The organism is Pseudomonas fluorescens (genome assembly GCF_000802965.1).
Lineage (GTDB): Bacteria > Pseudomonadota > Gammaproteobacteria > Pseudomonadales > Pseudomonadaceae > Aquipseudomonas > Aquipseudomonas fluorescens_A.
Genome location: NZ_JSAK01000002.1, coordinates 228,505 through 249,210, shown reverse-complemented (window position 1 = coordinate 249,210; position 20,706 = coordinate 228,505). Strand labels below are relative to the sequence as shown.

Sequence of the window (20,706 nt, the reverse complement as noted above, 5' to 3'; positions counted from 1 at the left end):
AGCGAGGAGCGTCAGGCGTGGGGAGCGCGTTGGGTCACCGGTAAGGGCTGTTGGCCCTGGACCAGCAAGCGCAGTTGAGCAAGCTCTTGGTTCAACTGATCGCGCTCGTCTTTCAACTGGCGCAATTCGTCGCGACGGATAGTGACGTAAAGGGTTTGTGCTGGCAGTGCGGTGTGTACTGTGCCCATTGCTCACCTCGCAAATGGCGTGTCTCAACTGTAGGACTGCCTCCGAAATCAGAGGCTAATCTACTATCGGCGCCAATTTTGATTTCTTTTGCCCCCGAAGGGAACTTTTTTATTTTTCATGGTCGTTGTGTCTTCGGCACGATTCCCGACGTTATCAATCAGGATCGGGCACAATGCCCGGAAACTTCATGCCAACGCTCTGGACTAACCCTCATTAGTCGCGTTGGGCTATAACCATTGACACACATTTATTTGTAGTAGGGAGCATCAGCACATGCAACTCGGGATTATTGGACTGGGCCGCATGGGCGGTAATATTGCGCGGCGCCTGATGCTCAACGGGCATACCACCGTTGTGTACGACCGCAATACCGCCTTCGTCGAAGCCTTGTCTGCTGAGGGTTCCACCGGCGTTGCCGATTTGCCGGCCCTGGTCGCCGGCCTGGCCAAACCGCGTGCGGTATGGGTCATGCTGCCGGCAGGCGCACCGACCGAAGAGACCATCGACACCCTGAGCACCTTGCTCGAAGCCGGCGATACCATCATCGACGGCGGCAACACGTTCTATAAGGACGACATCCGCCGGGCGAAAACCCTCGCGGAAAAAGGCCTGCACTACATCGACGTCGGTACCTCCGGCGGCGTCTGGGGCCTGGAGCGCGGTTACTGCATGATGATCGGCGGCGATGCCGAGACGGTTACTCGTCTTGATCCGCTGTTCAAGACCCTGGCGCCGGGCATGGGTGACATTCCGCGCACCAAGGACCGCCAATCCGATGACGATCGTGCCGAGCACGGCTACATCCACGCCGGTCCTGCGGGCGCCGGGCATTTCGTCAAGATGATCCACAACGGCATCGAGTACGGAATGATGCAAGCCTTTGCCGAAGGCTTCGACATCCTGAAAACCAAGTCCAGCGAAATTCTGCCGCCAGACCAGCGTTTCGACCTGAACGTCGCCGACATCGCCGAAGTCTGGCGTCGTGGCAGCGTGGTCTCGTCCTGGCTGCTTGACCTGACCGCCGACGCCTTGGCCAGCGATCCGAAACTCGACGGCTTCTCCGGATCGGTTGCGGACAGCGGTGAAGGGCGCTGGACCATCGAAGCGGCCATGGAGCAAGCGGTTCCGGTGCCAGTGCTGTCCAACTCGTTGTTCTCGCGCTACCGTTCGCGTGGGCAAGGCACCTTTGGCGACAAAGTTCTTTCTGCCCAGCGCTTCGGCTTCGGCGGCCACGTGGAGACTCCGAAAAAATGACCCATGGGATCCGCAGAAAATCCAAGACTGAACCCGCGCCACCCACCACGCTGTTTCTGTTCGGCGCACACGGTGATCTGGTCAAGCGCCTGCTGATGCCGGCGCTGTATAACCTCAAGCGCGACGGTTTACTCGGGGATGGACTGCGGATCATCGGCGTTGACCACAACGCCATCAGCGATGAAGGCTTCGCGAAAAAACTCGAAGACTTCATCCGCAACGAGGTGGCCGCCAAAGTCGGCAAGGGCGATCAGTCCCTTGATCCGGACGTGTGGGCCAGCCTCGCCAAAGGCATCAGCTACGTCCAGGGCGACTTCCTGGACGACAGCACTTATCAAGCGCTGGCGGCGAAAATCGCCGACAGCGGCACTGGCAATGCGGTGTTCTACCTGGCCACCGCGCCGCGCTTTTTCAGTGAAGTGGTGCGCCGTCTCGGCGCGTCCGGCTTGCTGGAAGAAAGTCCCGACGCGTTCCGCAGGGTGGTCATCGAAAAGCCTTTCGGCTCTGATCTGCAAACCGCCGAAGCCTTGAACGCCTGCTTGCTCAAAGTGATGACGGAAAAGCAGATCTATCGCATCGATCACTACCTGGGCAAGGAGACCGTGCAGAACATTCTGGTCAGCCGTTTCTCCAACAGCCTGTTCGAAGCGTTCTGGAACAACCACTACATCGACCACGTACAAATCACCGCCGCCGAAACCGTCGGCGTGGAAACCCGTGGCAGTTTTTACGAACACACCGGCGCCCTGCGGGACATGGTGCCCAATCACCTGTTCCAGTTGCTGGCGATGGTCGCCATGGAGCCACCGGCCGCATTCGGTGCCGATGCGGTTCGCGGCGAGAAAGCCAAAGTCGTGGGGGCGATTCGGCCCTGGTCGGTGGAGGAGGCGCGGGCCAATTCGGTTCGTGGCCAGTACACCGCTGGCGAAGTCGATGGCAAGCCACTGCCGGGGTATCGCCAGGAAGACAAGGTGGCGCCCGACAGCAATACCGAAACCTACGTCGCCCTGAAAGTCATGATCGACAACTGGCGCTGGGTCGGCGTGCCGTTTTACCTGCGTACCGGCAAGCGCATGAGCGTGCGCGACACCGAGATCGTCATCTGCTTTAAACCGGCGCCGTATGCGCAGTTCCGGGATACCGAAGTTGATGAATTGGCGCCGACGTATCTGCGCATCCAGATTCAACCCAACGAAGGCATGTGGTTCGACCTGTTGGCCAAACGGCCTGGCCAGGCCCTGAAGATGGACAACATCGAACTGGGCTTTGCCTATAAAGACTTCTTCGAGATGCAGCCATCCACCGGCTATGAAACCTTGATCTACGACTGTTTGACCGGCGACCAGACGCTGTTCCAGCGTGCCGACAACATCGAGAACGGCTGGCGCGCCGTGCAACCTTTCCTCGACGCCTGGCAGCAGGATGCGAGTGTGCAGGGCTATGCCGCCGGTGAAAACGGACCGCAAGCGGCCGAAGAATTGCTGGCTCGCGACGGTCGCGTCTGGCACGGCCTCGGATGAGTGAACTGAAGCAACTGCCTATTCGCTTGCTGCTCAGTGACATGGACGGCACGTTATTGTTGCCCGATCACACCCTCAGCCAGCGCACCATTGACTCGGTCCGTTCGATGCGCGAAGCCGGCGTGCTGTTCAGCCTGGCTACCGGCCGGCCACCCAAAGCCATGTTGCAGACCATCGAAGCGCTGGGTGTCGATTTGCCGACAGCCGCCTTTAATGGCGGCACCCTGGTAAACCCGGATGGCAGTCTGCTGGTCGCGCATTACTTGCCCGTCACTGCTGCGCTGACTACGTTGGCGATGTTTGCCGATCAACCGGGCATCGAGGTTTGGGTGTTCAGTGGCGGCGACTGGCTGCTGAAAGATCCGTGCGGCCCGATGGTGCCAAGGGAACAGCACGGCTTGGGATACCCGCCGGTGACGGTTGAAAGCTTCGAACCTTTTCTTGCACGCATCGACAAAATCGTCGCGGCCAGCAACAACGCGCAAATGCTGGTTGAGCTGGAGGCGCAGCTGTTGCCTAAAGTGGAAGGGCAGGCCCAGGTCTCACGCTCGCAACCGGTTTATCTGGACGTCACCGCGATGCAGGCCAACAAAGGTGAGGCGCTGGCCACACTGGCCGAATATCTCGGCGTGCCGCTGGAGCAGACAGCCGCCATGGGCGACGGTGGTAACGACCCGGCCATGTTCCATCGCGCCGGGTTGTCGATTGCTATGGGGCAGGCGGAGGACGAAGTAAAGCGCCAGGCCGATGTGGTGACGGGTACCAACACCGAAGACGGCGCTGCCGAGGCCATCGACCAGTACATCCTCAAACGCTGACCTCTGTAGGAGCTGCCACAGGCTCGGGCCGCGTTCGGACGATCTTTTGATCTTGTTCTTGAAAAGCAAAATCAAAAGATCGTCCGAACGCGGCCCGAGCCTTCGGCAGCTCCTACAGGGATAGCGGTGTTATAGCCAGAAGCTTACGGCGTACCAGCCGAGCACACCCATCACCACCGTATAAGGCAACGCCATCCACACCATCCGCCCGTACGACAGCCGAATCAAAGGCGCAATCGCCGACGTCAGCAGAAACAGAAACGCCGCCTGGCCATTGGGCGTCGCCACGCTTGGCAAGTTGGTGCCCGTGTTGATCGCAATGGCCAGGGTTTCGAAATGCTCACGGCTCATGTGCCCGGCGAGGAACGCTCGCTTCACTTCCGTGATGTAAATGGTCGCCACGAACACGTTGTCGCTGATCGCCGAGAGCAAACCGTTGGCGATGAACAGCATGCCCGGTTGTTGATTGGCCGGCAGGGCCAATACCCATTGGATCAACGGCGTGAACAGTTGCTGATCGTGAATCACCGCCACCACGGCGAAAAACACCACCAACAGCGAAGTAAACGGCATGGCGTCCTTGAATGCGCTGCCGAGACGATGTTCGTCGGTGATGCCGGTGAACGCGGTGATCAACACGATCACCATCAAACCAATCAAGCCGACTTCCGCTATGTGAAACGCCAGCGCGGCGATCAGGATCAGCGCAGCCAGCCCTTGCACGATAAGCGCTGCACGCTGGCGCGCAGTGCGTTCGGCGTTGTCTTCGGCGGCGAAGTTGGCCAGCACGGCGCGAACGTTGTCTGGCAGCAGCGTGCCGTAACCGAACCAGCGCAGTTTTTCCAGCAGCACGCAGGTGACCAGGCCCGCCACCAACACCGGCAGCGAAACCGGGGCGACCTTCAGAAAGAACTCGGAAAAATGCCAGCCCATTTCGTGGCCAATCAACAGATTCTGCGGCTCGCCTACCAGCGTACAAACCCCACCCAACGCCGTACCCACCGCGCCGTGCATGAGCAGGCTGCGCAAAAACGCGCGGAACTGCTCGAGGTCGCCATGGTGAAGGCTGGGCAGGTGCTGGTCGTCATTGAACGCGCTGTCCTGACGCGGATCGGTGCCCGAGGCAACGCGGTGGTACACCGAGTAAAACCCGACGGCGGCACTGATAATCACGGCTGTGACGGTCAGTGCATCGAGAAAGGCCGAGAGAAACGCCGACAGAAAGCAGAACATCAACGCCAGCAGCGCTTTGGAGCGCACGCCGAGCAGCAGGCGCGAGAACAGAAACAGCAGCAAGTCTTTCATGAAGTAGATACCGGCCACCATGAACATCAGCAGCAGGATCACCGGGAAGTTGTGCACCAGTTCATCATAGAGCGCTTGTGGTGTGGTCATCTTCAGCAGCAAGGCTTCGACCAGCAGCAAACCACCAGGCATCAACGGATAACACTTGAGCGCCATGGCCAGGGTGAAAATGAACTCCAGTACCAGCAGCCACCCGGCTGCCACCGGACCTACGGACCACAACACCACGGCATTGAGAATCAGGAAACCGACAATACAGGCCTTGTACCAGCGAGGTGAGTTACCGAGAAAGTTATGCGCGAACGCCTGGACCATGGAGCCGGACATTGGCTACTCCTTGTCTTAAGAAGCGCGCAAGTTGCCGTAAGCAGAACGGAAGATCAAGTGCAGGAAAAATACGTTGGACTATTCAAATAACGTGCGACCACCGCTTTATAGTTGCCATCCAGTGAATAGCCGGCCACGACGACACTTCCATCAGCCTGCACCGCCACTGAAGTGGCCGTATCCAGGCTGCGACCCAAGCGAGTGCGAACCCATCCGTTGCCGTCGCCAAAGTTGCGATCGAGCTGCCCGTCAGGCCGATATCGACCCAGAATGAAGTCGGCCTCAACACCGCCAATCGTCGCGCCTACCGTGAGAATGCTGCCGTCCGCTTGCGTCTGCGCCGCGGTCCACTGGCAGCCAGTGTTACCAATTTCAAGTAACCGGGGTTGGCCGCTATGGCAGTGATGGTCCGGGCGGCCGTTGCTGTGCACTTTCAGGGCGAGGCAGTGCATCGGGTTTCGACTGCTGCCAAAACAAAGCACATCGCCATTGTCCTGCTGGACGATTTGGCTGACTTGCGCGCTTTGCCCCTGAGCCGTGAAACTCATGAAGCCGTCCACGGCAAAACTGACGTCGAGTCTGCCATCTGTGTGATAGCGGGCCAACAAACCTTCTTCCGGTAAATTGATTGAGCCGCCGACCAGGATCCGACCGTCACTTTGCAACCGCAGGGTGCTGAGCCAGGTGTTCAACAGCAAGTGCCTGACCATCACAAAACCACGACCATTGAAGGTGGGGTCCAGTTTGCCGTCTGGTTTGAGTCGTATGAGCATGCCGGTGTGATCGGCCAGTTCGAAGTGATGGTTGGCCACCAACAGGATTCGACCGTCCTCTTGAACGGCAATATCACAGGCTTCTGCGCCCGGCACGCCAGGCGGAAGCCAGGCATCGCGAACACCGTGGGACAGATTGCCGGGTAGGCGCACCACGCAACGACCGTTGTCACCAAAATGTCTCGCCGGGCGACCTTGTTGGTCAAACAGAGCGAGGGCCGGGAGGGTGCGGTGCGCATTCTCGTAGTGCAGGCCGGCGAGCAGGATGTTTCCGTCGGGCAGCACGTGAACCTTTCCCGCCATGGCTTCGAAACCGGATTCGAATTGGCCGATGACACTCCCTTGATAGCCGAATTGCAGATCCGCCGAACCGTCCTCCAGCAAGCGGGCCAGGCCAAAGCGGCTACCGCCAGGTGTTCCGACCTTGGCGGCCACGAGTAAACGACCCTGGGAATCGAGCGTTATCCCGTTGGCCATGCTCGAAGTGCTGCCGGCGAAGTACACCTGGGTCTTGCCATGGGTGGCAAAGCTCGTATCGAGTTTCCCGGCGGTATCAAGCGGGGCAGGGAACATATAAACCGACTGGATTGACATGAACGCATCTCCTTGCGAGTCGTCCTGATCCAGATGTTGGGGTGGCGACTGTATATGGAGAACATTCAATCCCTGAATGATCGTACGCACAACTGTCATAACTAACAGGCGGAGGGTCGCTGTGTGCCACAACACTGTCTTTTCGAACCATTGGCAAGCCTGCAAAGGATTCAGGCGCGCTTAGTTGAAATAGAAGTGTGTCAAAAGTACAAATGGCCACGGTTAGCCAACCAACTAATGACAGGGAAGGGCGCGGATTACTCCGGAGTAATCCGCAAAATGTTTAGTGCGGCATCGACCACGATTCAAGCTTGAAGCCTTCCTGGCTCAATTCTGCACGGGCCTGTTTGAGCAATTGTTCAAGTTGTGCCGGATCGGTGTAGGCACTGATCGGGATCAGCTTGCGACCTATACTGTTTTCTGTGCGATCGATAACGGTCAGGCTGAGTTCGCCGTTGCCGTCCTGTGGCGCCCAGGCCACGCAGTGGAAAGGCTGGAATGCGCGGTCGGCAATCAAAAGAGCTTCGTTGATACGGAGCGGGGCGGTCATAGAATGTTCTCTCTGTATGCCCAATCAAGTGATGTGCCGACGGTTGGGCTTACCGTTCGGCAGTTACTTGTACTGATGCCCGCAACCCCGGTTCGGGTCACACCTGAACAAAAGAAATTTCAACTTTCTTTGATATGCCCGATGTAGCGACCTGCATTGAAAGCTAAATGAAAGGTTTGGACTCGTTAGGTAACTAACCATCAACCTTCTTATAACTAGTTACGTAATAGCCCTATAGTCAAACGATACAAGACCCCGTCAAATTCTTGCTAACGTTACAGCCAGGTCTGCCAAATGACTGTTTTTAATAAAATTTCCTAGAATTTGGCGCCAAGGAACAGTCATGAGCGAAGCTCCTGCCTTACGACGTCTATTAGTGGTGGATCCCTGCGACGACTGCCATCGCCTGCTACCGGGATTGCGCTCCGTGGGTTGGGACGTTGACAGCTGTACGCTGGATAACGTCGCCGATCGATCCTGTGACGTCGGCTTGTTACGACTACAACCGTTCCATCTTGAGCACCCGGATGCGGTCAAAGAGGTGATCAGCCGCAGCGGTACCGAGTGGATCGCCGTGCTCAATCAGGAAGTCCTTCGGCTACAGAATGTCGGGGATTTTGTCTGCGAGTGGTTTTTCGATTTTCATACCTTGCCGTTCGACGTTTCCAGAGTTCAGGTCACACTGGGCCGAGCTTTCGGCATGGCGCGCTTGCGCGGGCAAGGCACGGTTCATATCGATAAGCTCGAGCACGAACTGCTGGGCGACAGCAAGCCCATACGCGAATTACGCAAGCTATTGAGCAAACTGGCGCCCACCGAGTCGCCGGTGTTGATTCGCGGTGAAAGCGGGACAGGTAAAGAGCTGGTCGCCCGCACGCTGCATCGACAATCCCTGCGTCACAGTAAGCCCTTTGTCGCGATCAATTGTGGAGCGATCCCCGAGCATTTGATCCAGTCCGAGCTGTTCGGCCACGAGAAGGGTGCCTTTACTGGTGCCCATCAACGCAAGGTCGGACGGATCGAAGCGGCTAACGGCGGCACACTGTTTCTCGACGAGATCGGTGATCTGCCTCTGGAACTGCAGGCGAACCTGTTGCGGTTCCTCCAGGAAAAGCACATTGAGCGGGTGGGCGGCAGTCAGCCGATACCCGTGGATGTTCGGGTGTTGGCCGCGACCCATGTCGATCTTGAGGAGGCGATTGAGAAAAAGCGCTTTCGCGAAGATTTGTACTATCGCCTGAACGTGTTGCAGGTCGCGACCGCGCCCCTGCGTGAGCGCAACGGCGATCTGTCGATGCTGGCCAACCATTTTTCTCATTTTTACAGCCATGAAACCGGCCGCCGCCCGCGTAGCTTCAGTGAAGATGCCTTGGTTGCCATGGGCAAGCATGACTGGCCGGGCAATGTTCGCGAGCTGGCCAACAGGGTACGTCGCGGGTTGGTGCTGGCCGAAGGCCGTCAGATCGAAGCGCGAGACCTGGGGCTGATCAACCATCATGTCGTTGCCGCGACGATGGGCACGCTGGAGGACTACAAGCACCAGGCTGAGCGCCAGGCCTTGTGCGATGTGCTTAACCGCCACAGCGATAATTTGAGCAATGCCGCCAAGGTGTTGGGGATATCCAGGCCGACCTTCTACCGGTTGTTGCACAAGCATCAGATACGCTAAACGCAAAATCTTTACACAACAAAGCCCCGTCGAAACGGGGCTTTGCTATGGGTCAGAAGTAGTACGGGAATTTCAGGCTGAAGGAGAAGTCTGGCGAGTCGTCCGTCAAGCCAATGGCCAGGTTGGGCACGATCGTCAGGTTATCTGTTGCGGCCAGGGTCATGCCGATGTTGAAGTTGGCCGAGTTGTAGTCGCTGTTGGTGATCGATTGCCACTCACCCCCGTCCGGCTTGATCTTGCTCTTGCGGGCGAACTGATCGGTGAACGAGAACGACATACTCATCTTCTCGTTCAAGGCGAATGCAATGCCGCCGCCGACCTGCCAGGAATCGCCCAGTTTTACGTCGCCGGGCACCTTGGAGTTGACCTGTGGGCTGATATCGCTGAAAGAATCCTCCATGTTGTAGGTATACGACAGACTGCCGAACAGCACAGCCGGGTCGAAGGTCTTGACCAGCGAGATGCCTGGGGTGAGTGCCCAGACACCATTGCCGGTCGGCAAGTCCTCGGGGACCGAGAGGTTATCGTTGCCCGGGTCATTGACCAGTTTGATGCCGTACGGGTCATCACCGGTGGGGGCCTTGAGGCGCAATGTCACGACGGCGTCGGGCAGGTTGGCCGACTCATCCAGAAACTTGTAGGCAACGCCAACGTTCACATCGCCGATAGTCGGGTCGCGGGTAACGGTGGCGTCCGACGTCACCGGGCCGGCGCCACCTGCGCCACCGGAAGAATACGTCGATTCGCGATAAACCACAGGCACGTTAATGTCGAACTGCCAGCGCTGTGCCACGTTGTAACGGGCGGTGAGGTCGAGGGTCCAGTTATCCGCCTTGATACGGTCGAGGTTGATGTTGCCGAGAAAAATCGAGTCCAGGGCCAGAAAACCGTTAAGCGTCAGCGCACGAGTATCGTAGTGCGTGTAGGTCAGGCCGGTTTCGATGCTGAACTTGCCGCCACCGAAGAAGCCGCTGGCTTCGTCATACAGGTTGGACACGCTTTGTGCCGGTTCCGAGTCGTCCTTTAGCGACTGGCCGTATGAACTGCCTGAAGTCCCTGGCGCACCGGAGGCCACCGTCTGACCACCCTTGGGCGTTTCGGCGGGGGATTTGGTCAGGCGTTTGGGGGCCGGTGTCGCAGGGGCTTCTTCAACCTGGCGAACGCGTTGCTCAAGTACCATCAACGCGTTCTGCTGTGCTTCGTAACGCTGTTTCAGCTCCATGAGTTCTTGTTTTAGTGCTTCTACCTGGGGGTCCGGTGCTGCGTAGAGCAATGTGGCCGGGGCCAGGCTACTCAAACAAACGATAGTTCTTAACGTTAAAGATCGGTGCATGGGTTAGCCGTCCCTTCTGACTACATCTGATGAGACTGAGCGTAGATCAGAATCCCGAAGTGCGAAGGCCTCTGAGCTGGTCCAGGTTGCCGTTCAGCGATCCGGTTGTCGCCACGTTGTCACGCAGCACGACATTGAAGGACGTGAGGTTCCTGACCTGGTTGCTACTGCCCAGCAAAGTCGTGTTCTGCATCAGCCCACCCTGGGCAAGGCGCTGTACGGTACTGCCCTGATTGTTATTGGCGACGATGTTGAATTGCACACCGGCACCGGTCGAAGAAACGCTCAGCGAGCCCGCGCCATTGGCGCCGACCAGTGTCGTGCCTGCGGCCAAAGCCTGGCCCTGCTGTTGCGCAACGGGTTGTGCTGACGCCTGGCTGGCTTTGCTGACGTTGATATCAACATTGTTATAGGCCGTGTTGTTGTCGCCGGCCGCCCGCACGACCTGCGTGACGCCTTCGGTGGTGTTGAGTCCGCCGCCACCGGTGACAGTACCGGTGCCGACGCTGGAATTTTGTGAGCGGGAGGAGCCGGTACTTTTTTCGTCGATCATCGACACGTAGAACTGTGGCTTGATGGTCGATTGTTGAATTTGCATCGAGGACGTTGCCCCGATCACTTCACCTTTGGCGTTTTCCCAAGTACTGGTCATGGCAATGCCGAAACTGATGATCCGTCCTGGCATGACAAAGCGGCCGCGCAAGACCGACAGTTCCTGATCATTCAATTCAATCGGTTTAAACGTCTCTGCGTGCGTTGGCAGGCTGGCGGCCAGGCAAACCAAGGCCAGCCAGATTGGAGTCTTCATGAGATGCTCCCGGAGCGTCGTGCTCCCTTGTTATTAGAAGAAGTCGCTTTGGATGAATCCGAAATCCATCAACTCTGTGTCTTGCACCGGGCTGAAGGCGTTGACGCGGTTCTTGGCGGTCAAAGGCAGGGGTGGGTCGAGCAACGCGTTGGTTTTGTCGTAGCCCTGGCCGATGACGGCAAAGATGATGCCGTTCCAGCCTTTTACAAAGTCGTCGACTTTGTAACGTTTATGACCGAGTACCGGATCACCGATATACACCCAGCCGTTATGAACTCGTTGCATGACCACAAAATGCTTGTAGCCACGGATATCCATCAATACCACTACCGGAATTTTGATTTCGCTCAAGGTGTCCTGTGCTACCCGGTAGCCACGGGCCCGCATGCCGATACTTTCCACGTAACGCTTCATGTCCAGCATGGAGAAACCCTGGACTCGGACGAGGTCGTGATCGGAGTTCGCCAGCATGCCTTCAATGATTTGTTCTTCATTCACGTCCAGCCAATAGGCTTGGCGCAAGATGGTTGCCAGCGCCGCTGCGCCGCAACTGAAGTCGGTTTTTTGTTGCACCAGGTCGGCAAACTTGCGCTCGCGGATGCTCTGGATTGGTTTGTACACCACCGCTCCGCCCGGCAGGATGGAAAGCGGCATTTGTGCAGCCTCGATCACACTGGCCACGCACAGCAGAAATGCCAAGGCGATAATGCGCATGATGGGATGCCTTATTGTTATGTTTGAAAAGGCCCCCGTAAGGGGGCCTCCATAGACAGCATTAGAACGATTGGTTGGAGATGGCCAGCGAGTTGCTTTGTTGGTTGCCCACACCAGCAGCCACGTTGACGCCCAGGTTGCCGCTGCCGCCATTCACCGAACCGCTCAGGGTTGCAGTGTTGGTCACAGGGTTGGCCCAGCCAGTTGGAGTCAGCACTTGATAGGAGTAGGTGTTGCTCAAATCATAAGAGCTGCTTTCACTGAAGCTTTTCGCTTTGTCATACGCAGATTCGGACGACTTGCTGCCCGATTTATCGTACGAGGACGCGGTGGATTTCTCGTACGAGCTATCGAACGATTTCTCGAACGAGGAATCGCGCGATTTGTCGTACGCAGATTCACGCGACTTGTCGTATGAGGAGTCGCGAGACCGGTCATACGAGGATTCGCGCGAACGGTCGAACGAGGAATCACGAGTTCTGTCGTACGATTTGTCTACCGATGCGTCAAGCGATGCGCCCAGCGAAGCGGTAAGCGATGCCTCGGAACTGCTGCTGCGGGTGCGATCGCCGAAGCCAAAATTGACAGTAGAGGAATTGGAAGCCGCCGTAGAAGCGTCCAAAGTAGCGTCCAGGGAAGCACTCAATGTAGTGTTCGAAGAACCGCTGGCACTACTGCTGTTGGACCCGCTCGCAGCGCTGCTGTTGGAACCACTTGCAGTGCTGCTATTGGAACCGCTCGCAGAGCTGCTGTTGGAACCGCTCGCATTGCTACTGTTGGACCCGCTCAGGCTGGCGCTCAGAGAACCGCTTGCACTGCTGTTGTTGGAACCGGCTTTAGCCCAGCTCGAAGAAGCGCTTTGACTGCCGCTGGCTTCGAACGACTTGTCGCGGGAGAAGCTGCCGCTGGCCGAGTTGGTAACGGTGATCGTATCCACACGGTAGGTCCGATCAGCGTTGTTATTCACTGTCAGGCCAGGACCGTTTTGAACAGCGGACGCGGTGGCGGTTGCGCTACCCAGTGGGGCATTGGCGTTGGCAATTGCCATGGTGTTTTTCTGCTGGTTCAGATCGCCGCCAGCAATGTTGACACCCACGTTGCCGCTGCTGCCACCGCCGGAGCCGCTCATCACGGCAGAGTTGGTAGAGCCAAAGTTGTCGACGCGGTTATCGTTGCTGACTTGCCTCACGTCAGCGGTGGCGTTGGCCATGCCGAAGACAAAGCTGTTATCAATCGCAGCGTTGTCGGAGGCGGCGTTGGCGATGGCGGCGGCGTTGTCTTGCTGGTTGCCGTTACCGGCCGCCACGTTGACACCGACGTTGCCGCTCGCACCTGCGGCCGAACTGCTCATCTCGGCCGAGTTTTCTGTCCCTTCATTCCAGATGCTGTTGCCGGTACTGTTCTGCCGGTCAGTCGCATTGGCTGTTGCGGAGATAGGAAGCATCCTTGCAGGAGGGGTTTGGTTTTGTTGACCTGGACCGTTACCGTTACCATTATTGCCATGGTGGTTCCCGTCACGACGATCGGCAGCTTGTACAGCAACAGCCATGACCGCAGCAATTGCGAAAACCAGAGGCTTGATTGCCATCGAAGGTTTCATGGTGATTCTCCGTACTTATTTTAGGTTAAGTGTTGTTTTTACCTATCTGGGTCAATCCACGACCCGTACGCTGAAGGTGTTGGCCATTCGGTTTCCCACCCCGGCGCTCTGATTCAACTGAATCACCCCACGGCTACCGGTGAAAGCCTGGTCACTGGTAGTGACCTGGCGATGGCCGGGTGCGGAGTCAGTTGGATCGGAGTTGATGAGCAGCGCCACGTTCTGTTGCATGAGGACGCTGTCGTCGAGACTTTGCGGCTGAGCACCGACGCTGATGCGCAGTGCGTTGGCTTGCTGGTTAATCGCGCCAGAGCTCTGGTTGACGCCCAATGCGCCGTTGCCGTGGCTGAAGGAGTCACCTTGAATGCTCGATTGAGCGTCGATCCGGGGGTCGACCACCGTACGCAAGCGTTGGCGTATTTCTGTGGTCGCGTTGGCGCTACGGCCAACGGCGATGGCTCGGGCATTGGCCTGTTGCTGCAGATCGCCGGCAGCCTGGTTGACCGTAAGGTTGCCCTGGTATTGCGAGCCCGAATTGTCGATGGTGGCGTTATCGATGACTGGGGATTGGGCGAAAGTCGATGTACTGCAAAACATGGCGATAAGCACTAGCTTGCGATTCATCTTAACGGTCTCCCGTCAGGATTTTCATGGCGCCCATGCCTTGCTGGATGCTTGAATTCACCATGTTGGCGATGCCGCTACCGGAGTTTCCCGAACGCCCGGCGGGGAGGTTGGATAGCTGGGACTGGGTGCTGATATTGCCGCCCAGGTTGTTGGTGTTCTGAGTGACCAGGCGGGAGATGCCCGCACCACTGGCGACACCGGCAAAGTCGCCGTCGCTCAACTCGCTCGTTTGCTTGAGCACCTGTTGAGACGGGTTGGCATTGACGGTCGTGGGGTTCGGGTCGGGAACGAGTGGCGGAACCGTTGCGTTGCGCGTCTGGACATCACGAGTGATGATAATGATGCCGTTGTCAGCCTGGACAGGCAGGCAGAACGTTGAGCCCAGTGCGCATCCGATCAGCAGTAGTCTAAAGATGCGTTGATCAATTTTCCCCACGGCGGCAATTCCTTCTGTGAATGAAACGCTGGCCCTTATCAGCGTTGCGAGGAAGAGAGCAGAAGGTGTGCCGGTTTTTGATTCTTTTTTTAAATCAGAGGCTTACAGATTTTGTCCGGGAGCTTGTCGTTCAAGCTGTTACAACGGTGAGACAAAACTTCGTGCGCGGGACCGTCTAAAACGCTTGCGAGGCTCTAGACCGGGGGTTGTGGGGGAGTGTTTCAAGGCTTTAACAAATGAGGGTGTTGCAGGCGAGAGTGCCGCAAATGCGACGTTTGAAGGCGCATGGCTGTTTCAGGAATGGACACTTTTCACCCAAAAGAGGGTGAGCGCTGGGTGAAATCCCCCAAAATCAGGGTTTGTAGCCGAGGAGCCCGCCTACCGCCTCGAACGCCTGTGTGCGCCGCGTGACCCAGTCGCCTTGCAGGATTTGAACGGGTTGCCGATGCTTTTCCAGCCAGGCTTTAGTCATGCTGAAAAACGCCTGGCGCTCACTGAGTTCAGGCTGACAACGCTGACCGTCGTCGGTCCATTCGACGTTTTCCGGCGACAACAGCAGGTGTAGATCGTACTGCCGCGCCAGGAGTGCTTGTTCGATCCAGGTCGGACAGTCGCCGAAAAGGGTCTGGCTCCACAGAATGTTGCTCAGCAGATGCGTGTCGAGGATCAGCAGCTGTGGTTCTCGGGCGCGAGCTTCGTCCTCCCAGGTCAGCTGGCCAAGGGCGATTTCAGGAATGTCCGCCAGGGTGGTGTCCCGTGGATTCTGTTCGATGAACCAGCGTACATACTCATCCACCAGAACCCCGCCAAAATGCGCCTGCAACTCGGCGGCCAGCCAGCTTTTGCCGCTGGATTCGGGACCTGTCAGCACCAGGACTTTCATGTGCGCAACGCCGGGGCCGCGCGCCATTCGCGCCAACCCTGCACCGCAAGCAGCAGGAAGAGACCGTACAAGGCAGCGGTCAGATAAAGCTCTTTGTAAACGAACAGGCCTACGAAGATCACATCCACAGCGATCCACAGCGGCCAGCATTGAACGCGTTTTTGCGCCATCCAGACCTGCGCCACCAGGCTGAAGCCGGTCAGTGCCGCATCGAGCCAGGGCTGGGCGGCGTCGGTCCAGTGAGCCATTGCAGCACCCAGCAACAAACTGCCTATCGCCCCAAGCGCCAACCCCAGCAGCACCGACTGGCTGCCAAGCCGACTGACCTCGCGCCCTTGCTGCGCCACGCCTGCCCGAGTCCACTGGCGCCAGCCGTAGATCTGCAATCCGGCGTAAATGACCTGAAGCAACATGTCCGAATACAGCTTCACTTCGAAAAAGATCCAGCTATATATAAGCACCATGACCAGGCCGATCGGCCAGCACCAGGGGTTCTGTTTGACCGTCAACCAGACGGCAATGACACCGAGGGCGGCGGCAAACAGTTCGAGCCCGGACATGGGGGTTCCTTGGGGGAAGTTGAAGAGGGGGCGGATTGTACCCGAAGATCAAAAGATCGCAGCCCTGTAGGAGCTGCCGCAGGCTGCGATCTTTTTCGGGTTAAACCCGGAACTGCTTGAGCAACCCGTTCAACTGTTCACTCAACCCCTTGAGTCGCACACTCGCCGCGCTGGATTGTTCGGCTGCCAGGGCGGTGCTGTGGGATAGACCGGCGGCCTGCGTGACGTTCTGGTTGATGTCTTCGACAACATGGGCCTGCTGCAAAGTCGCGCTGGCAATCGATGCATTCAACCCGTTGAGGTTGCGCAACGCCTGGCCGATGGCATTCAGGCTCGCGCCAGCCAGTCCGGCTTGCTCGATGGTCAACTGCGACGCCCGGCTGCTGTCGCCGATCACCTTGACCGCGGCTTCGGAATGACTCTGCAGGCGTTCGATCATCGACTGGATTTCCGCGGTCGACTTCTGCGTACGCTGGGCCAGCAACCGCACCTCGTCTGCCACCACCGCGAAACCGCGACCTTGCTCACCGGCGCGGGCAGCTTCAATGGCCGCATTGAGGGCCAGCAGGTTGGTTTGCTCGGCGATCGAACGGATCACTTCCAGAACGCTGCCGATTTGAGTGCTTTCGGCAGCAAGGGTCCGGATCACTTCCACGGCTTGATCGATGGTGGAAGACAAGGTGTCGATCTGTTGCAGGCTGCCATCAATATTGACCTGGCCTTGTCGAGCCTGCGCTTCGGCGTCGCGCATTTCGCTGGCGGCATGTTCGGCGTTCTTCGCCACATCCTGCACGCCGTAGGTCACTTCATTAATAGCAGTGGCGACCAGTTCCATCTGTTGTGATTGTTGCTGGCTGCGTTGCTGGGCCTGAGTGGCGTCGTTGCCCAGTTCGCTGGACGACTGGCCGAGTGCGCTGGCGGATAGCTGTAGCTCACTGATCACCTGGCGCAACTTGGCGGTGAAGGCATTGAAGTGCCGGGCCAGTTGCGTGACTTCATCATGGCCATGGGTGTCGAGGCTGCGGGTCAAGTCGCTTTCACCACTGGCAATGTTGGCCATCGCGTTCACGGTTTCCTGAAGCGGACGGACGATGCTGCGCGCAATCAGCAAAACCAACGCCACCATGACCAACGCGATCGCCAGGCCGATCACCGAGGCTTTCCAGACCTGGCCATAGAACTCGGCTTGCATGTCGTCGATGTACACACCCGAGCCGATCACCCAGCCCCAGGGCTCGAACAGTTTGACGTAGGAGGTTTTTTCCACCGGCGCGCTTGCGCTCGGTTTCGGCCAGCGGTAGTTGACGATCCCCGCGCCCTTGCTTTTGGCAACCGCGACCATTTCGTTGAACACCGCAAAACCGTCCGGGTCGCGGATCGCCGAGAGGTTCTGGCCATCGAGTTTCGGGTTGGCCGGGTGCATGACCATCACTGGCGTGAGGTCATTGATCCAGAAGTAATCGTTCTGGTCGTAACGCAGGCCACGAATGGCCGTCAGCGCCTGCTTCTGCGCGACGTCGCGGGTGAGGGTGCCGGCGGTTTCCAGATCGTGGTAATAGGTGAGAATCCCACTGGCGGTTTGCACCACGTGCTGGGTTTTCTGCGCCTTGGCGACGTACAAGTCGTCGTGAATCTGCTTGAGCATCAACACGCCCAAGGCCAGCAGCATCATGACGGCCACGACCAAGATGAGCCACAACCGCCGGCTGATCGACATATTGCGCAAGCTGTTCATAACGCGGTGCTCCGTTCTTGTTCTTATCATAAATGATCACCAGCCTTCTACCGTACCGATTACGCGGCAGCGCTCATCAGGCTTGTCTGATAGGATTTCGGCCCCGCGCGACAAAACCTGAGACCAAAGTGATTTTTCACGTGATTTTCAGTGGTTTGTGTGGATTATTTGCACGCGGGACTTCAGCGATGCTGATCGCAGTCAATGTTTTGAAAAATATTAACGGGGCATGCGCCGGCGCATAGCCTTTTGGGGGATTGATGGATCTTTGGACTGCCTTTCAGGCGTTGATTCTTGGGGTTGTGGAAGGGCTGACGGAGTTTTTGCCGATTTCCAGTACCGGGCACCAGATTATTGTCGCCGACCTGCTCGACTTCGGTGGTGAGCGTGCCATGGCCTTCAACATCATTATCCAGCTCGGGGCAATCCTGGCGGTGGTGTGGGAGTTTCGCCGGAAGATTTTCGACGTGGTCATCGGCTTGCCGACCCAGCCCAGTGCACGGCGCTTTACCGCGAACCTGTTGATCGCGTTCTTGCCGGCCGTAGTATTAGGGGTGGTATTCGCCGACCTGATTCACCATTACCTGTTCAACCCGGTCACCGTCGCCACCGCATTGGTCGTGGGCGGTATCGTCATGTTGTGGGCCGAACAGCGCCAGCATGAAGTGCATGCCGAAACCGTTGACGACATTACCTGGAAAGACGCTTTGAAAGTCGGCTTCGCCCAGTGTCTGGCGATGATTCCGGGAACCTCGCGCTCCGGCTCGACGATCATCGGTGGGCTGCTGTTCGGCTTGTCGCGCAAGACAGCCACCGAGTTCTCGTTCTTCCTGGCGATGCCGACCATGGTCGGCGCGGCGGTGTATTCGGGCTACAAGTACCACAAGCTGTTTGTCCCGGCTGACTTCCCGGTGTTCGCCATCGGCTTCGTGACCGCCTTCATCTTCGCCATGATTGCCGTGCGCGGGCTGCTCAAATTCATCGCCAGCCACAGCTATGCGGCATTCGCCTGGTATCGCATTGCGTTTGGCCTGCTGATTCTGGCGACGTGGCAGTTTGGCTGGGTGGACTGGACGGCGGCCAAGCCATGAGTGATGGCACTGCGCGCAATAATCGCGGAGGCGATTCCGGCGGAGGGGTCCGTAATCCACGGCTGAAATGGCTGGTGTTTGCGATCTTGTGCGCGCTGCCGCTGTTCGGTTCGATGTCGTTATGGCTGCGCGGGGTTTCCCTGATTCCCTTGGCGGCCTACGGCATCGTCAGCGTGCTGGCGTTCTTGTTGTACTGGAGTGACAAACGCAAGGCCCGCGCCGACACCTGGCGCACGCCGGAAAACGTTCTGCATGCAATGGAATTCGCCGGTGGCTGGCCGGGCGCGTTGCTGGCGCAGCAGGTGTTTCGGCACAAGACTCGCAAAGTCTCTTTTCAACTGGTGTTCTGGTTGATCGTGCTGCTGCACCAGGTGTTCTGGATCGACATGTTGTTTCTCGGCGCAAATCTGCTCGCATTGTTCTGACGGTGCAATCCGGTGGCGAGGGAGCTTGCTCCCGCTGGACTGCGCAGCAGTCCCTTTTTAAGAGGGCAGCTACGCGCCCCAGCGGGAGCAAGCCTCGCCACAGGTGATTCGTTTTACAGCAACAACCCGATCTGCGTTCTTTTGGGCAACTTGCTGACGACCAGTTGATGGGAGCGTCGCAACAAGCCCTGCAATTCCTCAGCGCCCAAAGGGTAGGGCGTCGCCATGATGATCCACTGGGCCCGCGCCAAATAAGGTGCCGGATGAATACCCGGACGGTCGCAATGGCCGAGAAACAAGTCCTTGTCGACCTTGAAGGCCAGCGATGCACCTCGCAGGTTCTGCAAGGCGAACATCTTGTTGCCAGCAATCGAAAACACCCGCACGCCGCCCCATTTGTAATCTTCCCGTGCACCGGGCAGCGCCAGGCAAAAAGCCGCGACATCCTCTTCGCTCATGCGTCCAGCCTTCATATCAAACGGTCCCCGCAGGCATTGAATGTTTCGATCAGATGGTCGAGCCAGGCCCGTACGGCCGGCATGACACCCCGTCGATGAGGGTAAACGGCTTGCAGCCAGCCACCCGGCAGCGACCATTCCGGCAACAATTGCACCAACGAACCGTCGGCCAGTTCCTGCTCGCAGTACATCATCGGCAGCGTGGTAAAACCTTGGCCGGCGAGGGTACAGGTCTTGCGCACAATGAAATCGTCGATGCCCAGACGCGCTTCCATGGCCAAATCGTGGCTTTTGCCCTGGCGATCCACCAGGCGGATGTGCACCATGCGATCGGGTTCGAGGGCGCCGAGCACCGGCAGGCCTTTCAGATCATCCGGGTGATTGATCTCATGCCCCTTCAGAAACGCGGGGCTGGCCACCACCAGCATCTGTGCCTGACGCAGGCGGCGGGTCACCAGCAGCGGATCTTCGTCGCCCGGTTCACGCACACGCAAAGCGACATCCACACCTTCGGTGACCAGGTCGACGCGACGGTTGACCAGCATCACCTCCAGTTGCACCTGGGGGAATTTCTCCAGAAAGTTGCTGATCACCCCCGGCAGCATCTCGTGGGCCAAGCCGACGGGGGAGGATACGCGCAAGCGCCCGCGAGGTTCGCTGGACATGCTGGCCACCGCCTCGTCGGCCATTTCCGCTTCCAGCAGCATCGCCTGGCAGTGCCGCAGATACCGTTCGCCCACGGCGGTGAGCTTGAGTTGGCGGGTGGTACGTTGCAGCAGACGCGCACCGAGGCGTTCTTCCAGTTCGGCGATGCGCCGCGACAGGCGCGACTTGGGAATGCCCAGTAAACGCCCGGCCGCCGCGAAACCACCGGCCTCCACGACTTTGGCGAAGTAATAAAGGTCGTTCAGATCTTGCATTGGTGCGACTCGATCGTTCTATCAGTGAGACAAACTATCGCATTGTTGCACGCTAATCAGCTATTGGTTTCGTCTGTAGGATTGTCTCCATCAGATCGCCCTGGCGGCGATCCTCAC

At 58.1% G+C, this 20,706-nt stretch carries 21 protein-coding genes; 6 read left to right on the top strand and 15 right to left on the bottom strand.

The features are described 5' to 3' along the window. Positions 1 to 11: 11 nt before the first annotated feature. The gene (locus NL64_RS30315) at positions 12 to 188 is read right to left on the bottom strand and encodes a DUF6026 family protein (protein WP_172668634.1); all 177 of its coding nucleotides are present in this window, start codon (positions 186 to 188) and stop codon (positions 12 to 14) included. A 274-nt stretch (positions 189 to 462) separates the two neighbouring features. Between NL64_RS30315 and gnd the strand changes: the two genes are divergently transcribed. From gnd to NL64_RS02660, 3 genes are read left to right on the top strand one after another with little or no spacing between them, the layout of a single operon-like run. Beyond that, positions 463 to 1,443 carry a phosphogluconate dehydrogenase (NAD(+)-dependent, decarboxylating) gene (gnd, locus tag NL64_RS02670; protein ID WP_034146608.1) on the top strand — a complete coding sequence of 327 codons (981 nt, stop codon included), beginning with the start codon at positions 463 to 465 and terminating at the stop codon, positions 1,441 to 1,443. Then, positions 1,440 to 2,963: a glucose-6-phosphate dehydrogenase gene (gene zwf / locus NL64_RS02665; protein WP_034146607.1), complete on the top strand. Its 1,524-nt coding sequence runs from the start codon at positions 1,440 to 1,442 to the stop codon at positions 2,961 to 2,963. The genes gnd and zwf overlap by 4 nt, the downstream gene beginning before the upstream one ends. Next, positions 2,960 to 3,781, top strand: coding sequence for a Cof-type HAD-IIB family hydrolase (locus tag NL64_RS02660; RefSeq protein WP_034146606.1), 822 nt, complete (start codon positions 2,960 to 2,962; stop codon positions 3,779 to 3,781). The genes zwf and NL64_RS02660 overlap by 4 nt, the downstream gene beginning before the upstream one ends. A gap of 129 nt (positions 3,782 to 3,910) precedes the next feature. Here the strand turns inward: NL64_RS02660 and nhaB are convergent, their stop codons facing one another. The 3 genes from nhaB to NL64_RS02645 all read right to left on the bottom strand — a co-directional run bounded on the left by nhaB (position 3,911) and on the right by NL64_RS02645 (position 7,330). Beyond that, entirely contained in the window at positions 3,911 to 5,413 is a 1,503-nt protein-coding gene (nhaB, locus tag NL64_RS02655; RefSeq protein ID WP_034146605.1) for a sodium/proton antiporter NhaB, read from the bottom strand. 53 nt (positions 5,414 to 5,466) lie between these two features. After that, complete coding sequence (locus tag NL64_RS02650) at positions 5,467 to 6,780, bottom strand: hypothetical protein (protein ID WP_034146604.1); 1,314 nt, start codon at positions 6,778 to 6,780, stop codon at positions 5,467 to 5,469. Positions 6,781 to 7,063: 283 nt separating this feature from the next. Beyond that, positions 7,064 to 7,330, bottom strand: coding sequence for a hypothetical protein (locus NL64_RS02645; protein WP_034146603.1), 267 nt, complete (start codon positions 7,328 to 7,330; stop codon positions 7,064 to 7,066). Positions 7,331 to 7,673: 343 nt separating this feature from the next. On the opposite strand from NL64_RS02645, the gene NL64_RS02640 reads away from it, so the two are divergent. Then, positions 7,674 to 8,999 (top strand): sigma-54 dependent transcriptional regulator, encoded by a 1,326-nt coding sequence (locus tag NL64_RS02640; RefSeq protein WP_034146602.1) that lies wholly within the window; start codon positions 7,674 to 7,676, stop codon positions 8,997 to 8,999. 52 nt (positions 9,000 to 9,051) lie between these two features. Here the strand turns inward: NL64_RS02640 and NL64_RS02635 are convergent, their stop codons facing one another. The 9 genes from NL64_RS02635 to NL64_RS02595 all read right to left on the bottom strand — a co-directional run bounded on the left by NL64_RS02635 (position 9,052) and on the right by NL64_RS02595 (position 17,695). Further along, entirely contained in the window at positions 9,052 to 10,332 is a 1,281-nt protein-coding gene (locus NL64_RS02635) for a hypothetical protein (protein WP_034146601.1), read from the bottom strand. A 46-nt stretch (positions 10,333 to 10,378) separates the two neighbouring features. Next, entirely contained in the window at positions 10,379 to 11,140 is a 762-nt protein-coding gene (locus NL64_RS02630) for a hypothetical protein (RefSeq protein WP_034146600.1), read from the bottom strand. 33 nt (positions 11,141 to 11,173) lie between these two features. Beyond that, positions 11,174 to 11,854: a C39 family peptidase gene (locus NL64_RS02625; protein ID WP_034146599.1), complete on the bottom strand. Its 681-nt coding sequence runs from the start codon at positions 11,852 to 11,854 to the stop codon at positions 11,174 to 11,176. 61 nt (positions 11,855 to 11,915) lie between these two features. After that, positions 11,916 to 13,454, bottom strand: a complete 1,539-nt coding sequence (locus NL64_RS02620; RefSeq protein WP_034146598.1) for a hypothetical protein — start codon at positions 13,452 to 13,454, stop codon at positions 11,916 to 11,918. 51 nt (positions 13,455 to 13,505) lie between these two features. Then, a complete protein-coding gene (locus NL64_RS02615; RefSeq protein WP_034146597.1) occupies positions 13,506 to 14,078 on the bottom strand; it encodes a hypothetical protein in 573 nt (190 codons plus the stop codon). Position 14,079: 1 nt separating this feature from the next. Further along, positions 14,080 to 14,517, bottom strand: a complete 438-nt coding sequence (locus NL64_RS02610) for a hypothetical protein (RefSeq protein WP_034146596.1) — start codon at positions 14,515 to 14,517, stop codon at positions 14,080 to 14,082. Between the two features lie 352 nt (positions 14,518 to 14,869). After that, entirely contained in the window at positions 14,870 to 15,400 is a 531-nt protein-coding gene (locus tag NL64_RS02605; protein WP_034146595.1) for an AAA family ATPase, read from the bottom strand. Beyond that, positions 15,397 to 15,960 carry a nicotinamide riboside transporter PnuC gene (gene pnuC / locus NL64_RS02600; RefSeq protein ID WP_034146594.1) on the bottom strand — a complete coding sequence of 188 codons (564 nt, stop codon included), beginning with the start codon at positions 15,958 to 15,960 and terminating at the stop codon, positions 15,397 to 15,399. Before pnuC ends, NL64_RS02605 begins: the two co-directional genes overlap by 4 nt. 100 nt (positions 15,961 to 16,060) lie before the next feature. Next, entirely contained in the window at positions 16,061 to 17,695 is a 1,635-nt protein-coding gene (locus NL64_RS02595) for a methyl-accepting chemotaxis protein (RefSeq protein ID WP_034146593.1), read from the bottom strand. Positions 17,696 to 17,955: 260 nt separating this feature from the next. Between NL64_RS02595 and NL64_RS02590 the strand changes: the two genes are divergently transcribed. Further along, positions 17,956 to 18,786, top strand: coding sequence for an undecaprenyl-diphosphate phosphatase (locus NL64_RS02590; protein ID WP_034146592.1), 831 nt, complete (start codon positions 17,956 to 17,958; stop codon positions 18,784 to 18,786). Continuing rightward, the gene (locus tag NL64_RS02585; protein ID WP_034146591.1) at positions 18,783 to 19,211 is read left to right on the top strand and encodes a DUF1294 domain-containing protein; all 429 of its coding nucleotides are present in this window, start codon (positions 18,783 to 18,785) and stop codon (positions 19,209 to 19,211) included. The genes NL64_RS02590 and NL64_RS02585 overlap by 4 nt, the downstream gene beginning before the upstream one ends. Positions 19,212 to 19,324: 113 nt before the next feature. Here the strand turns inward: NL64_RS02585 and NL64_RS02580 are convergent, their stop codons facing one another. After that, the gene (locus NL64_RS02580; protein WP_034146590.1) at positions 19,325 to 19,684 is read right to left on the bottom strand and encodes an MmcQ/YjbR family DNA-binding protein; all 360 of its coding nucleotides are present in this window, start codon (positions 19,682 to 19,684) and stop codon (positions 19,325 to 19,327) included. Then, positions 19,681 to 20,589: a LysR substrate-binding domain-containing protein gene (locus NL64_RS02575; protein WP_034146589.1), complete on the bottom strand. Its 909-nt coding sequence runs from the start codon at positions 20,587 to 20,589 to the stop codon at positions 19,681 to 19,683. The genes NL64_RS02580 and NL64_RS02575 overlap by 4 nt, the downstream gene beginning before the upstream one ends. Between the last annotated feature and the right edge of the window lie 117 nt (positions 20,590 to 20,706).

What these genes read in the sequence shown, in the direction of transcription:
- NL64_RS30315 (WP_172668634.1), bottom strand. Translation starts at nt 188, where the DNA reads ATGGGCACAGTACACACCGCACTGCCAGCACAAACCCTTTACGTCACT.
- gnd (WP_034146608.1), top strand. Translation starts at nt 463, where the DNA reads ATGCAACTCGGGATTATTGGACTGGGCCGCATGGGCGGTAATATTGCG.
- zwf (WP_034146607.1), top strand. Translation starts at nt 1,440, where the DNA reads ATGACCCATGGGATCCGCAGAAAATCCAAGACTGAACCCGCGCCACCC.
- NL64_RS02660 (WP_034146606.1), top strand. Translation starts at nt 2,960, where the DNA reads ATGAGTGAACTGAAGCAACTGCCTATTCGCTTGCTGCTCAGTGACATG.
- nhaB (WP_034146605.1), bottom strand. Translation starts at nt 5,413, where the DNA reads ATGTCCGGCTCCATGGTCCAGGCGTTCGCGCATAACTTTCTCGGTAAC.
- NL64_RS02650 (WP_034146604.1), bottom strand. Translation starts at nt 6,780, where the DNA reads ATGTCAATCCAGTCGGTTTATATGTTCCCTGCCCCGCTTGATACCGCC.
- NL64_RS02645 (WP_034146603.1), bottom strand. Translation starts at nt 7,330, where the DNA reads ATGACCGCCCCGCTCCGTATCAACGAAGCTCTTTTGATTGCCGACCGC.
- NL64_RS02640 (WP_034146602.1), top strand. Translation starts at nt 7,674, where the DNA reads ATGAGCGAAGCTCCTGCCTTACGACGTCTATTAGTGGTGGATCCCTGC.
- NL64_RS02635 (WP_034146601.1), bottom strand. Translation starts at nt 10,332, where the DNA reads ATGCACCGATCTTTAACGTTAAGAACTATCGTTTGTTTGAGTAGCCTG.
- NL64_RS02630 (WP_034146600.1), bottom strand. Translation starts at nt 11,140, where the DNA reads ATGAAGACTCCAATCTGGCTGGCCTTGGTTTGCCTGGCCGCCAGCCTG.
- NL64_RS02625 (WP_034146599.1), bottom strand. Translation starts at nt 11,854, where the DNA reads ATGCGCATTATCGCCTTGGCATTTCTGCTGTGCGTGGCCAGTGTGATC.
- NL64_RS02620 (WP_034146598.1), bottom strand. Translation starts at nt 13,454, where the DNA reads ATGAAACCTTCGATGGCAATCAAGCCTCTGGTTTTCGCAATTGCTGCG.
- NL64_RS02615 (WP_034146597.1), bottom strand. Translation starts at nt 14,078, where the DNA reads ATGAATCGCAAGCTAGTGCTTATCGCCATGTTTTGCAGTACATCGACT.
- NL64_RS02605 (WP_034146595.1), bottom strand. Translation starts at nt 15,400, where the DNA reads ATGAAAGTCCTGGTGCTGACAGGTCCCGAATCCAGCGGCAAAAGCTGG.
- pnuC (WP_034146594.1), bottom strand. Translation starts at nt 15,960, where the DNA reads ATGTCCGGGCTCGAACTGTTTGCCGCCGCCCTCGGTGTCATTGCCGTC.
- NL64_RS02595 (WP_034146593.1), bottom strand. Translation starts at nt 17,695, where the DNA reads ATGAACAGCTTGCGCAATATGTCGATCAGCCGGCGGTTGTGGCTCATC.
- NL64_RS02590 (WP_034146592.1), top strand. Translation starts at nt 17,956, where the DNA reads ATGGATCTTTGGACTGCCTTTCAGGCGTTGATTCTTGGGGTTGTGGAA.
- NL64_RS02585 (WP_034146591.1), top strand. Translation starts at nt 18,783, where the DNA reads ATGAGTGATGGCACTGCGCGCAATAATCGCGGAGGCGATTCCGGCGGA.
- NL64_RS02580 (WP_034146590.1), bottom strand. Translation starts at nt 19,684, where the DNA reads ATGAAGGCTGGACGCATGAGCGAAGAGGATGTCGCGGCTTTTTGCCTG.
- NL64_RS02575 (WP_034146589.1), bottom strand. Translation starts at nt 20,589, where the DNA reads ATGCAAGATCTGAACGACCTTTATTACTTCGCCAAAGTCGTGGAGGCC.